Genomic DNA, 12,905 nt, shown 5'->3' with positions numbered 1-12,905 from the left:
CTGCACTGTGCAGGTGGCCAGACTGACAGCATGACACTCACGAACACCACCCCCGCCACCGAGGGCGCCGAAGCCCTCGACCTCGCGATCCTCGACGCCGACGTCGACCCCGCCACCCTCGCCGCCGCCTACGCGCAGGGCGGCGCCGTGCACCTGCGCGGCGTGCTCCGCGACGAGGAGGTGGCGGAGCTGCGCGAGGCCTTCACCTCCCACATCGAGACCGACGGCACCGGCGGCGCCTTCCACGAGATCCCCGAGGGCGACCCGCTGCGCGCGTACCCGCGCATGATCCAGCCGCACCGCGGGGACCACGAGCCCGGGCGGATGGCCCGCCGCTGGCTGCTCGAGCAGCGCGTGATGGGGCGCGTGGCCGAGGCCGTCGGCCCCGTCTGGGCGGCGCAGTCGATGTTCTACTTCAAGCCCGCCGGCGCCCGCGGCCAGGCCATGCACCAGGACAACTACTTCCTGCAGACCCACCCCGAGACCTGCATCGCCGCCTGGATCGCGGTGGACGACTGCGACGGGGAGAACGGGGCGCTGGGCGTGGTGCCCGGCACGCACCGCTACGAGATCGAGTGCCCGGAGGAGGCGGACCCGGCCGAGTCCTTCACCACCATCACCGTGGCCATCCCGGAGCACCTGCGCGTGGTGCAGACGGACATGCGCGCCGGCGACATGCTGATCTTCCACGGCAGCCTGGTGCACGGCTCGCAGCCCAACACCAGCACCGACCGCTACCGGCGCTCGCTGATCCTGCACTACATTCCCGAGGGCAGCCGCGAGGTGGCCGCCTCCTACCAGCCGCTGCTCGACGCGCACGGCGACGAGGTGCGGATCGAGGAGTCCGAGTACGGCGGCCAGTGCGGCGAGGGCTGGGTGGCGATCAACCACTGACAGCGGCCGACGGGGCGGCGTGGTCGACGGCGCGGAGTGGTCGACGGCGCGGAGTGTCGGATTCTGAGCCAAGAACCGGGCCGATGTGGCTCAGAATCCGACACTTCTGGCGCGGGCGCCGGGATCGGCGCCGTCGGCCGCGCGCCGTGGCGGTCAGTCGTCCGCGCCGCCGTTCCCGCCCGCCGTCCCCGCCGCGGCCAGGTGCTCCCGCAGCGTCGCCGCGCTCGGGTTGCGCAGCACCTCGTCGCCGATCAGCACCGTGGGCGTGAGCTCGTCCCCGCCGTTCACGGCCCGCACCTGCGCATTCGCGGCCTCGTCCCGCCACACGTTCACCCAGGTCACCCGGGGATCGTCGCGCAGCTGGAGCAGGAGCATCTCGCAGTACATGCACCCCGGCTTCCACAGCACCACCGCCTGGCCCTCGGCGCGCAGGGCCTCGGCGCGGGGCCACGGCGTGTGGCGCCCGCGGCGACCCCACCACAGGGCGAGCGCACCCACGGCGAGCAGGCCGAGCGCCCCGGCGACGAGGCCGCCGCGCAGATCATCGACCCCGATGGTCACGGCCATCGCCAGCACGCCCGCGGCGATCAGCAGGAGGGGCCACCGCTGCGGAGGAGACATGACGCCAGCCTACGCGCGGGAGGAGCGCCGACGGGAACGCTCCGAGCGCCGGGCCCGACCGATTCGCACGCTTGGCGCGCCTGAACGACTCGCCGCCCCCGTGCCTCCCGGGTTCACTGGTAGGAGACGAACCAGGGCCGGGGCTCGATGGCGAAGGTCTCCTCGGGAGTGAGCATCGGCGAGTCCTCGTCGTAGAAGTTCTTCCATGCCATCGCGATCCCGTCCGGCAGTCCCTGCTGCAGCGCCTGGTAGGTGCCGAGCTTGTCCTCGGGCGTGCCGTGTCCGTCGGCATGCAGGGTGATCGCGAGTTCGGGGCGCGAGGTGTCCACGTCCTGGCGGTCGCGGATCATGGAGCCGGCGAACTGGTGCAGGATCAGCACCTTCTGCGGCAGCGAGTGCTCCTCGGTGAGGTCCGCCAGCCAGGTGGAGACCTCGTTGATCTCCGCGGCGGTGACCGAGCCGATCTGCGCCAGGTGCTTCTTCCCAGGCGCGAGCCGCCATTCGGCGTCCAGGGCGAGGCCCACGTGCGGCGCGGTGAGCAGGTCCTCGAACAGCCGCGCCTGGGTGAGGAAGTCCGTGGTGCCAGGCTGCAGGTCCAGGACCACGTACGCCCCGGCGTCGCCGGCGGCGTCCACCCACTCGCGCAGCGCCGAGGCCGGCAGGTCGCGGGAGTAGTCCCCGTCGGGCCCCGGATCCGAGTCGGCGACCGTGGCGATCACCTCGAGCGCCGGCACCACCGGCTCCTCACCGAGGCCCTCGTACTCGGCGGCGAGCTCCTGCACGCGCGTGATCGTCGCGGGCAGGTCCTGCTCGCCGAGCACGCCGAGGGAGGGCGTCCCCGGGGAGCCGTAGGCGGCGATCATGCGGCGGCCAGGGAAGGCGGTGGTCCCGCCGCCGGGCAGCTCGGGCGCGGCCAGGACCCGTTTGAGCGCGGGTGCCCAGTCCTCGGGCTGGCCGAAGCTCTCCCCGAGCGCGAGCACGCCGACCGACGGGTCCTCGCCCGCGGTCTTGCGGATCGCGGCGATCGTCGTGTGGCTGCGTCCGGCGTCGCCGCCGGGCATATCTGTCACCTCGCCCCCGGCGCCGGTGACGACGGCGGCGGCGAGCTCTCGGCCGGGGGAGTCGGCCGACGGGTCCAGGCACAGCAGGATAGGGAGCGGGTGGTGCTCATACCCGACCTGGGGGAGGTCGAGGTCCCGCGATGCCGGGTCGATCGCCAGTACCTCGATCTCGCCGCCGAGCGCCGAGAGGTCCGCCCCTTCGATGGTGACCACGGTGCGGGCGCCCAGGCGGGAGAGCTCCTCGGCAACCTCCGTCCCGGCACCGACCAGCAGCGGGAGACCCGTCTCGGCACCGAGTGGCGCGAGCGCGCCGACGGCGTCCTCCTCGGCGGCCACCAGGGCGACGTCGGCAGCGTCGAACAGGGTCGTGCTCAGCGCCAGGGCGGTCGCGACGATATCGTCGTCCGGCAGCACCGTGGAGGTCGGTGTCCGACCGACGAGCACCACGTCGGCGCGGCCCTCGCCCGTACACGCGCCGAGCGCGCCGATCAGGGTCAGCGCTGCGGCGCCGGAGAAGGTCCTGCGGGCGATGGGCCGCGTCCCGCGTGCGAGTCCTCGGTCGTTCACTGCTCGTTCCCCTTCCCTGCCGTCCCGCTGCGACGCGTCGCCCGGGCCCGGGCCGCGCGGCGGAGTCATCGTGTCAGAGAATCGGAGCGGTGGGCTGTAGGCCGACGTCCGCCGGAGCGGAGTCGGTGTCACCGGCGTCCGTCGGCCCTGCCGCCGCGGCGCGGCACTCGACCTCCACCGAATCCGATCCGGTCAGTGTGACCTCGGTGGTCCACTCCCCGCAGCGCACCCGGTGCGTGCCGTGCGCGCCCGGGCCCAGCGCCCGCAGGGTCAGATGGTCGAGGGCGCCGGCGCGCCAGGTCATGTCCACCGCGACACCGGGGCGCGCCCGCAGCCCGCGCACGGCGCCGTCGGCCATCATCGGCGGCAGCGCCGGCAGCAGCTCGATCTCCCCGCGGTGGCTCTGCACCAGGCACTCCGCGAGCGCGGCGACGATCCCCAGGTTGCCGTCGATCTGGAACGGGGGATGGGCGGAGAAGAGGTTCGGGTACAGGCCGCTGCGGGCGGTGCCGTCCGCGGCCTCGGCGGGGCGCAGGAACAGCTCGAGCAGCGCCTGCACCCGGTCGCCGCGGCGCAGCCGCGCCCACAGGCACGCCTTCCACACCAGCGACCAGCCGGTGGCCTCGTCCCCGCGGGCCTCCAGCGAGCGGAGCGCGGCCTCCTCCTGCGCCGCCGTCGCGGGCACCCCGCCGGGGTAGAGGAATCCCAGGTGGGAGACGTGTCGGTGGTGCGGCTCCACCTCCTCGAGGGCGTCGGCGTGCCACTCCAGCACGCGGGAGTCGGCGCCGATCCGCGGCTCCGGCACCAGGTCCAGGGCGGAGGCGGCGCGCTGCACCACGGAGTCGTCGGTGCGGCCCAGCCGGGCGGCGGCCTCGACCAGGCGCTGCGCGGTCTCCCGCAGCAGCCAGCGGTCCATCCCCACCCCCTCGCTGACGGACACCGCCGCGCCGGAGGGGCTGCGCCAGAGGTTCTCCGGAGAGGTGGAGGGGAAGGTGACCAGGTGGCCGTCGGCGCTCTCGTGCAGCAGGTCCAGGCCGAAGGCCACCGCCTCCCGCAGCGCGGCGAAGCGCGCGCGGGCGATCTCCTCCGGGGCGCGTCCGTCGGTGGCGGACAGCTCGCCCAGGAGCTGCTCGAGCCAGAGCCCGCCCATCGGCCAGGTGGACCACGAGGGCTCCCCGCGGACGGGGTCGGTGTACCCCCACGGGTCGGTGTTGTGGTGCACGGTCCAGCCGTCGGCCCCGTACAGCCGCCGCGCGGTGTCCCGGCCCGCCTCCCGCAGCATCGCCACGTAGCGCTCCAGCGCCTCCACGGCGTGGGGGACGTGCGCGACCCCCGCGCCCCAGTGGTTCATCTCCAGGTTGATGTTCACCGTGTAGTTCGAGGACCACGGCGCCTCCAGCTGCGCGTTCCACAGCCCCTGCAGCGTGGCCGGCGGCAGGCCTGGCCGGGAGGCGGAGGCCAGCAGGTAGCGGCCGTAGGCGAAGCACGTGGCCAGCAGCTCCGCCTCCGGCGAGCCCGTCAGCTCCAGTGCCACCTCGCCCGTGCCGGGCAGGGGGTGGGCGCGGTGGCGTCGGCGCAGCTCCTGCTCCCCGCGCTCGAGCGCGGTCTCCGCCTGCGCGGTCGCGGCGGCCAGCACCTCGTCGACGTCGCGGTCCGGCGCCTCGCCGAGGCCCTGCCAGGTGGTCGCGATCGCGCACACCAGCAGCAGGCGGCCCGACTCGACGCGGGTGCGCACCACCACCGCGGCGCGGCTCGCCCCCTCGGGGCGCCAGGCGATCTCCTCGGTGTCGCGGAACTGCCCGGCGGGGAGGTCCGACGGGGCACGCACCACCACGGTAAGACCGTCCTCGTGCACCTCGCGGCGCTCCTCGTGCAGCGGCGACTCGACGCCGAGCACGACGCGGGCGCCGTCCGGGCAGGGCATCGAGTGGACCAGCACGTCGTCGGCCGCGGAGGCGAGGGTGAGATGGGAGGCGGAGGGGTCGTCGGCGGCGGTGTCGTCGGTCGCCGCGGGGTGCACCAGGTGCTCGGCGTGCGCCAGGTCGAGCAGACGCTCCCAGGGCCCGGCGCCGGCCGCGGGCGCCTCGCCCGCCGCGCCGAGACGCGTGGCTGCGCCGTCCGCCGCGCCGTCGGTCCTGCCTGCCCCGTCGGCCGCGCCGGCGGTCGTGCCTGCCCCGTCCGCCGCGCCGTCGGCCGCCTCCTCCAGGTGCACCGTGAGGTCGCCCACCGGCAGGTAGGCCTGGGACCAGGAGGCGCCCAGGCGCTCGATCTCGGCCTGTGCCTCCTCGATCGCGCCCTCCTCGAACAGGGCGCGGGAGCGGGCCAGGGCGGCGCCGGCCTCGCGCCGCGGCGTGCGGTGCGGGGCGTCCACGCCCGGCGCGCCGGACCACAGCGTGGACTCGTTCAGAGAGAAGCGGGGGCGCTCGGGATCGCCCCAGACCATCGCGCCGAGGCGCCCGTTGCCCAGGGGGAGCGCCTCGAGCCAGCGCTCGGCGGGGCCGCGGCGGCGGAGAACGGGGGAGAGGGCCACGGGGAGCCTTTCGTCGGAGGGCCAGGGCGCACGGTCGGCCCGTGGGGTCGCCGTCGACCGCATCCTCCCCGGGGGAGGTCGCCGGTGACGGTCTACGGGAGCGGATGTGAGCGGGGCCACTTCTTGCCCCGTGTTGTCGCGACCGGTTCTGCGGCCCCTCGGTGGTGCGCTCACGGGTCGCGAGCGGCCCGCGGGAGCCCACCCCGCGGGCCGCCGGGCCCTCCGCGTGTGGTCCAGGGGGCCCGCGGCGATGCGGCCTCGCTCACGCCGCCCCGGACAAGCGCTTGCCGAGTGCGCATCGATATGATTGACTGCCGTCAGCGGAAAGCGGTTACCGTCCTGCAGTGCTGCGAGACCGGGCCCACCGCCCCAGAACCGGCATCGTCCGGCGCCCACCCCGCGGCGCCCGCCCACGAAGGAGAGCAGCCACATGGCCACACGCAGGATCGGGATCATCGTCAACGGCGCCACCGGGCGCATGGGATACCGGCAGCACCTGGTGCGCTCGCTGCTGGCGATCCAGGAGCAGGGCGGGGTGGAGCTCGCCGACGGCGACCGTCTGCTGCCGGACCTGCTGCTGGTGGGCCGCAACGAGGAGAAGCTGCGCGGCGTCGCCGAGAAGCACGGCCTGACGAGATGGACCACCGACGTCGACGAGGCGCTCGCGAACCCGGACTACGAGGTCTACTTCGACGCCCTGGTCACGAACCTGCGCGTGGCGAACCTCAAGAAGGCCATCGCCGCCGGCAAGGCCATCTACACCGAGAAGCCCACCGCCGAGACCTTCGAGGACGCCCTGGAGCTGGCGCGCCTGGCGAAGCAGGCGGGCGTGGTCAACGGGGTGGTGCACGACAAGCTCTACCTCCCCGGCCTGCTCAAGCTGCGCCGCCTGATCGACTCCGGCTTCTTCGGCGAGATCCTCTCCGTGCGCGGCGAGTTCGGGTACTGGGTGTACGAGGGGGACTGGCAGAGCGCCCAGCGGCCCTCCTGGAACTACCGCGCCGAGGACGGCGGCGGCATCGTGGCGGACATGTTCCCGCACTGGAACTACGTCATCGAGGAGCTGTTCGGCCGCATCGAGGACGTCTACGCCCAGACCGCCACCCACATCGGGAAGCGCTGGGACGAGAAGGGCCAGGAGTACACAGCCACCGCCGACGACGCCGCCTACGGCGTGTTCCGCCTCGAGGGCGGCGCCGTGGTGCAGATGAACTCCAGCTGGGACGTGCGCGTGCACCGCGACGAGCTGGTCGAGTTCCAGGTGGACGGCACCAAGGGCTCCGCCGTGGTGGGCCTGCACGGCGCGCACATCCAGCCGCGCGAGGCCACCCCCAAGCCCGTGTGGAACCCGGACGTGAAGGACCCGCACAACTATTACGACGACTGGATCGAGGTGCCGGACAACGCCGGCCCCGACGGCTTCGACAACGGCTTCAAGGTGCAGTGGGAGGACTTCCTGCGGCACTACGAGGGCTCGAAGACGGGCGGGCCGGCCTACCCCTTCGACTTCCTCTCCGGCGCGCGCGGCGTGCGCCTGGCCGAGGCGGGCCTGACCAGCTCCGCCGAGGGCCGACGCATCGCCCTCGACCCGCTGACGGAGGTGTGAGGGCCATGCGCGAGCTCCCGCTGACCCTGCTGGACGCGGACGGCACGCTGCGCACGATCGCCCTCGGCGCCGCCCCCGCCTTCGCCCCGCCCACCGCGCCGCTGCGCTCCCGCGTGGTGTACGCGGCCGTGCACGTGGTGCCGCAGGTGCACGGGGACAACACCCCCGGCGCCCCCGCGCAGATCGACTGGGACGCCACTCTCGCCTTCCGCCGCACCATGTGGTCCCGCGGGCTCGGGGTGGCCGACGCGATGGACACCGCCCAGCGCAACATGGGCCTGGACCCCGCCGCCACCCGCGAGCTCATCACCCGCACCGCGGACGCCGCCCGCGAGGCGCTCGCCGATCCCGCGATCGCCGCCGTGTTCCCGCCGGACGCGCAGGTGAGCGACCTGGTGGTGGCGGGCGTGAACACCGACCAGCACGCCGGTCGCAGCCTGAGCCTCGACGAGATCGTCGAGGCGTACCTCGAGCAGCTGCGCCACACCGAGGCCAGCGGTGCCGGGGCCGTGCTCATGGCCAGCCGCCACCTCGCGGCCACCGCCACCACCGCCGCCGAGTACGAGGAGGTGTACCGGCGGGTGCTCGCCGAGGCCACCGCCCCGGTGGTGCTGCACTGGCTGGGCACCGTGTTCGACCCCCAGCTCGAGGGCTACTTCGGCAGCACCGATACCGCGGTCGCCTCCGAGACGCTGCTGCGGATCATCGAGGCCGATCCCGCGAAGATCCGCGGGGTGAAGATGAGCCTGCTGGACGACGCCGCCGAGATCGCCGTGCGCGAGCGGCTCCCCGAGGGCGTGCGCATGCTCACCGGGGACGACTTCCACTTCTCCCACCTCATCGTGGGCGACGGCACCGGCACCGCCGAGCCCGGCGCCGCGCAGGTGCCCGGGGAGTACTCCGACGCCCTGCTGGGCGCGTTCGCCGCCACGGCGCCGGCCGCCTCCGCCGCCGTGCAGGCGCTGGACGCGGGCGATCCCGAGGAGGCGCGCCGGATCCTGGACGCCTCCGAGCAGCTGGGCCGCCACGTCTTCTCCGCCCCCACCTACCACTACAAGACCGGCGTGGCCTTCCTGGCCTGGCTCAACGGCCACCAGCAGGCCTTCTCGATGGTGGGCGGCATGCACTCCGCGCGCAGCCTCCCGCACCTCTCGCGGACCATCGAGCTGGCCGCCGCCACCGGCAATCTGGAGGACCCGGCGCTGGCGGTCGAGCGCTGGCACGCGATGCTGCGCCTGGCCGGGTACCCGGTGGACGCGGCGGCCGACGGGACCCGCACGGCCGACGGGGCCGCGGGGGTCGCGGCGGCGGCCGACGGCTCCCGCACGGCCGACGGGGCCGTGCAGCGCGAGGGGGTCACGGCATGAACACCCCGCCCTCGCCGCAGCTCGGCACCGGCACGCCCCGGCTGTCGCTGAACCGCTGGACCTTCCGCACCACCCCCGTGCAGGAGTTCCTCGAGACCACCGCCGCCCGCGGGATCGACGCCGTGGGGCTGTGGCGCCAGGACGTCGCCGAGGTGGGCCTGGAGGCGCTGCGCCGTCGCGTGGACGACGCCGGTCTGCGGGTGAGCACCCTGTGCCGCGGCGGCTTCCTCACCGCCGCCGGCGAGGCCGACCGCGCCGCGGCGCTGGAGGACAACCGCCGCGCGATCGACGAGACCGCGGCGCTGGGCGCGCCCACCCTGGTGCTCGTCGTCGGCGGCGTGGACCGCACGGACAAGGACCTCGTCGGCGCGCGGGCCCGCGTCACCGAGGCGGTCGCCGAGCTCGCGCCCTACGCGGCCGAGCGCGGCGTGACCCTCTCGATCGAACCGCTGCACCCGATGTTCACGGCCGATCGCGCCGTGGTCTCCACCATCGATCAGGCGCTCGACATCGCCGAGGCCTCCGGCAGCCCTGCCGCGGGCGTGGTGGTGGACACCTACCATGTGTGGTGGGACCCGACCCTGGAGCGCGCGATCCAGCGGGCCGCCGCCACCGAGCGCCTGTTCAGCTACCAGGTGTGCGACTGGAACCTGCCGCTGGCGGCGGAGCCGCTGCACTCCCGCGGGTACATGGGCGACGGCTACATCGACTTCCCCTCCATCACCCGCATGATCGCCGCGGCCGGCTACACCGGCGACATCGAGGTGGAGATCTTCAACGAGGACGTGTGGGCCACCCCGGCCGACGAGGCCGCGCGGATCATCGCCGAGCGCTTCGAGCAGCTGGTGCTCCCGCACGCCTGAGCGAGGAGCCCTGCGTGAGGAGTCCGCGACCATGACGTCGATGCTGCGCAGCGCCTGGGGCCTCGAGGTCGATCCCGAGGATCCCGGCGGCGTCGGCCCCGAGGCCGTCGAGCGAGCGCGCCTGCCCGAGACCCTCTCGCGGGCGCTGGACGGCGCCCGCGGCCGGATCCCGCTGCCGCGCCGGCCGGCCGAGCCGCTGCGCGCGGCGATGCTCGCCCCTGCCCTCTCCGCCGCGCCCGAGCCGCTGCCGTTCCCGCTGCTCAGCCAGTACGCCCGGTTCTGGCGCGAGGGGGTGCGCACCGACCACGAGGACGACGTGCGCCGGTTGGGCATCATGACCGGCGAGGCGGTGCTCGCCGCGCTCGCCTCGGGCGAGCAGCGCTGGATCGATCGCGCGGCCGACGGGCTGATGCTGCTGTGCGAGCTGTCCAGCTGGTGTTGGGTGGCCCACGAGGAGGCGCACGCGCGGCACGGCTGGGTGGTCCCCGACCCCGACTCCCCGGTGGTCGACCTCGGTGCCGCGCAGACCCTGCAGGTGCTCGCCTGGGCGGATCTCGCCCTGGCCGAGGAGCTCGACGCGCGTGCCCCCGGGCTCCGGCATCGGATGCGCGCCGAGGCGCGGCGACGGGTGTTCGACCCGTACCTCGCCCGCCGCGACTGGCACTGGCTCCACGGGACCGCCCACAACTGGACCGGCTGGATCCACCAGCACCTGATCGCCGGGGCGCTGTTCCTGCTGGACGCGGAGGAGGAGAGGTCCCGTCGCGACGCGATCCTCGCACTGTCCCTCGCCCAGCTGGACCGCTACCTGGCCTCCTTCCCCGCCGACGGCGGGATCGACGAGGGGTTCTCCTACTTCTGGAACGGGGCGTGCCGCCTTCTGGAGGCGGTGGATCTGCTGCTCGTCGCCGCCGGGGGCGCCCTGGACGCCAAGGTTCCGGCGGGTCTCGACGTGATCGGGGAGCTGCTGCGCTTCCCGCAGCGGATGGATCTGGGCCGGGGATGGTTCGTCAACGTCGCCGACGGTCCGGCCCGCCCGGCCGCCGAGCAGCCCTGGGACGTCCTGCACCGCTGGGGTCGGCGGCTCGGCGCCGAGGACGTCCTCGCCCAGGCCCTCTCCCGCCGCGGCGGCGCTCCGGCGCCGCCGGTGCTGCCGGATCTCGGCCTGGGCCGGGTCCTCACCGCGCTCGGCGACGCGGAATGGACGGCGGCCGACGGCTCCTCGTCCAGACCGCCGTTCCCGGCGCTGACCTGGCTGCCCGAGGTGCAGCTGATGGTGGCCAGGGAGCGGGCGGGCGATCCCTCCGGGCTCACCCTGGCGGCGAAGGGCGGCCACAACGAGGAGGCGCACAACCACCTCGACGTCGGCTCCTGCCTGGTCGCGCTGGACAGCGCGCCGGTGCTGATCGACCTCGGCCAGCCCACCTACACCGCGCAGACCTTCACCGAGCGGCGCTACGAGATCTGGACCATGACCACCGCCTGGCACACGCTGCCCACCGTGGGCGGGCACGGGCAGGGGGTCGGCGCGCAGTACCGGGCCCGGCTGGTCGAGGCCCCTGGCCAGGCGCCGGAGCCCGCCCCGACCCGCGCCTCGGAGCCGGCGCCGGGTGACCCGGCGGGCCGCCCCTCCCTCACGCTCGAGCTCGCCGCCGCCTACCCGGCGGAGGCAGGGGTGCGCAGCCATCGTCGGGCGGTCCGGCTCCATCGTGGGACCTCGCAGCCGTCCGGCGCCCCGGACGGGGCCGGGGCGGCGGATCCCGCCGAGATCCGCCTCGAGGATCGCTGGCAGCTGATGCCCGGGCACGGACTGGTCCGCGCGCACCATGTGCTCGCCGGCGAGGTGCTCGAGCACCGGCCGGGCCGGCTGCGGCTGCGCGCCCTCTCCGGAGCCGTGGCGGAGCTGACCTGGGATGCGCGGCACGGTGCCGGGACGCTGGAGCGCAGGGCGGTCGAGGACCCGCTGCTGGAGCGCTCCTGGGGCGAGACGGTGCACCGCCTGGTGCTGGCGCCCGTCGGCGAGGACTCCGGGCGCGTCGAGCTCGACGTCATCCTGCGTGCGGTGCGCTGAGGGCGCCGCCGCTCAGAGGTGCGCGGCGTCGGTGCGCGGCGCGGCGCTGGTCTCGCGCACCCGGAGCGCCGGGAGGAGCTCGACGTGCTCGACCGGGGCCTCGGGGTGGCGCAGGCGCTGCAGCGCGAGGGCGACGGCCCGGGCGCCGAGCTCCCGCTTCGCCGGGCCGACGGCGGTGAGCGCCGGCCTCGTCACCTCGGAGAGCTCGTCGTCGTAGGCGACGACCGAGAGGTCCTCCGGGATCGACCGGCCGCGGCGCAGCGCATGCTGCAGGAACAGGGTGGCGGCGACGTCCGAGTGGATGATGATCGCCGTGGTGCCGTGGTCGGCGCATCGCTCGAGCAGCACGTCGATCTCCGCGAAGGGATCCGCGCCGTGGGTGTCCAGGATGGAGCGGTGCACGAGCGCGGGGTCCAGGGAGAACTCCTCCACGGCGCGCTCGAAGCCGTCCTCCACGTACGGGCGCGTCGGGCTGAACGGATCCGTCGCCAGCGCGAGGTGCGTGTGGCCCAGCTCGACGAGGTGGCGCACCGCGCTCGCGGTGCCGCGGGAATGGTCCGAGCGCACGGTGTCGAAGGCGTGGGGCGCGGGCCCGTGCCCGCTGATCTCCCGCTCGGTGATGACCACGGGGATCTGGAGCGCGCTCAACCGCGCGAGGAGCTGGGTGGTGTCGGCGCCCCCGCGCATCTCGGGCGCCATGATCAGCGCGTCGAGCTGCGGGTCCTGGGCGAGTCCGTCCACCACGGCGAGATTGGCGGAGGCTCCGGTGGTGGAGGCCTGGACCAGGAGCTCCACGCCCAGTGCGCGGGCGGCCTCCGAGGCGCCGCTGAGGATCGCGGGCCAGTAGTACCTCAGGGAGGGGACGACCATCGCGATGCGGGGGCGCGGTCCGGGCGAGGCGGCGGAGGTGTCGACGCCCGCCGCGCCCACCGGCGCGGGGGCGCGCGCGGCAGGGCCGGACGCCGAGGCCGTCCGGGCGCCCGTGGAGGCGCTGTCGAGCCGCCGGGCCCCGCCGTGGACACGTTCGACCAGCCCGTCATCGGCGAGGGCCGTGATGTCGCGGCGGATCGTGATCGGGGAGACTCCCAGCTCGCCGGCGAGGGCGCTGACCTGTGCCTCTCCGGCGTGGAGGATGTGCTCGAGCACTCGTCGGCGTCGACTCGAAGGGAGCGTGCTGCTCACGTCGCGATCCTCCTCCTGGGAACGGGGCGACCGAGTGGCGCCCGCCACAGCATAACGGACAAGGATGATCGTGATCGATCCTGAACGATCTTTCCCGCACTCTTGACAGAGCGATCGTGTGCGTGTCTGATGGTCTCTGTCTT

General features: G+C 74.5%; 9 protein-coding genes. 5 read left to right on the top strand and 4 right to left on the bottom strand.

What is annotated here, in order from left to right:
• Nucleotides 1-30: 30 nt before the first annotated feature.
• The gene (locus DWV08_RS12220; protein ID WP_115414049.1) at nucleotides 31-894 is read left to right on the top strand and encodes a phytanoyl-CoA dioxygenase family protein; all 864 of its coding nucleotides are present in this window, start codon (nucleotides 31-33) and stop codon (nucleotides 892-894) included.
• A 153-nt stretch (nucleotides 895-1,047) separates the two neighbouring features.
• Here DWV08_RS12220 and DWV08_RS17140 read toward each other — a convergent pair whose 3' ends face one another.
• The 3 genes from DWV08_RS17140 to DWV08_RS12205 form a co-directional block, all read right to left on the bottom strand.
• Nucleotides 1,048-1,515, bottom strand: a complete 468-nt coding sequence (locus DWV08_RS17140) for a glutaredoxin family protein (RefSeq protein ID WP_115414048.1) — start codon at nucleotides 1,513-1,515, stop codon at nucleotides 1,048-1,050.
• 113 nt (nucleotides 1,516-1,628) lie between these two features.
• Entirely contained in the window at nucleotides 1,629-3,143 is a 1,515-nt protein-coding gene (locus DWV08_RS12210) for a hypothetical protein (protein ID WP_162801566.1), read from the bottom strand.
• A 73-nt stretch (nucleotides 3,144-3,216) separates the two neighbouring features.
• Nucleotides 3,217-5,673 (bottom strand): glycosyl hydrolase family 95 catalytic domain-containing protein, encoded by a 2,457-nt coding sequence (locus DWV08_RS12205; RefSeq protein WP_162801565.1) that lies wholly within the window; start codon nucleotides 5,671-5,673, stop codon nucleotides 3,217-3,219.
• Between the two features lie 430 nt (nucleotides 5,674-6,103).
• On the opposite strand from DWV08_RS12205, the gene DWV08_RS12200 reads away from it, so the two are divergent.
• From DWV08_RS12200 to DWV08_RS12185, 4 genes are read left to right on the top strand one after another with little or no spacing between them, the layout of a single operon-like run.
• Nucleotides 6,104-7,279, top strand: a complete 1,176-nt coding sequence (locus tag DWV08_RS12200; protein WP_115414046.1) for a Gfo/Idh/MocA family protein — start codon at nucleotides 6,104-6,106, stop codon at nucleotides 7,277-7,279.
• Nucleotides 7,280-7,284: 5 nt separating this feature from the next.
• Entirely contained in the window at nucleotides 7,285-8,646 is a 1,362-nt protein-coding gene (locus DWV08_RS12195) for a DUF993 family protein (RefSeq protein WP_115414045.1), read from the top strand.
• Nucleotides 8,643-9,509: a sugar phosphate isomerase/epimerase family protein gene (locus DWV08_RS12190; protein ID WP_115414044.1), complete on the top strand. Its 867-nt coding sequence runs from the start codon at nucleotides 8,643-8,645 to the stop codon at nucleotides 9,507-9,509. The genes DWV08_RS12195 and DWV08_RS12190 overlap by 4 nt, the downstream gene beginning before the upstream one ends.
• Nucleotides 9,510-9,540: 31 nt before the next feature.
• Nucleotides 9,541-11,580, top strand: coding sequence for a heparinase II/III family protein (locus tag DWV08_RS12185; RefSeq protein WP_115414043.1), 2,040 nt, complete (start codon nucleotides 9,541-9,543; stop codon nucleotides 11,578-11,580).
• A 12-nt stretch (nucleotides 11,581-11,592) separates the two neighbouring features.
• Here DWV08_RS12185 and DWV08_RS12180 read toward each other — a convergent pair whose 3' ends face one another.
• Nucleotides 11,593-12,762, bottom strand: coding sequence for a substrate-binding domain-containing protein (locus DWV08_RS12180; RefSeq protein WP_162801564.1), 1,170 nt, complete (start codon nucleotides 12,760-12,762; stop codon nucleotides 11,593-11,595).
• Nucleotides 12,763-12,905: the final 143 nt, after the last annotated feature.

It is taken from the genome of Brachybacterium saurashtrense, assembly GCF_003355475.1.
In the GTDB taxonomy this organism is placed as follows: Bacteria; Actinomycetota; Actinomycetes; order Actinomycetales; family Dermabacteraceae; genus Brachybacterium; species Brachybacterium saurashtrense.
Note: the sequence above shows the minus strand (reverse complement) of the source record. Positions and strands in the feature narration are given on the sequence as shown.

Coding starts and splice junctions, on each gene's coding strand:
- DWV08_RS12220 (WP_115414049.1), top strand. CDS start 31: ATGACACTCACGAACACCACCCCCGCCACCGAGGGCGCCGAAGCCCTC.
- DWV08_RS17140 (WP_115414048.1), bottom strand. CDS start 1,515: ATGTCTCCTCCGCAGCGGTGGCCCCTCCTGCTGATCGCCGCGGGCGTG.
- DWV08_RS12200 (WP_115414046.1), top strand. CDS start 6,104: ATGGCCACACGCAGGATCGGGATCATCGTCAACGGCGCCACCGGGCGC.
- DWV08_RS12195 (WP_115414045.1), top strand. CDS start 7,285: ATGCGCGAGCTCCCGCTGACCCTGCTGGACGCGGACGGCACGCTGCGC.
- DWV08_RS12190 (WP_115414044.1), top strand. CDS start 8,643: ATGAACACCCCGCCCTCGCCGCAGCTCGGCACCGGCACGCCCCGGCTG.
- DWV08_RS12185 (WP_115414043.1), top strand. CDS start 9,541: ATGACGTCGATGCTGCGCAGCGCCTGGGGCCTCGAGGTCGATCCCGAG.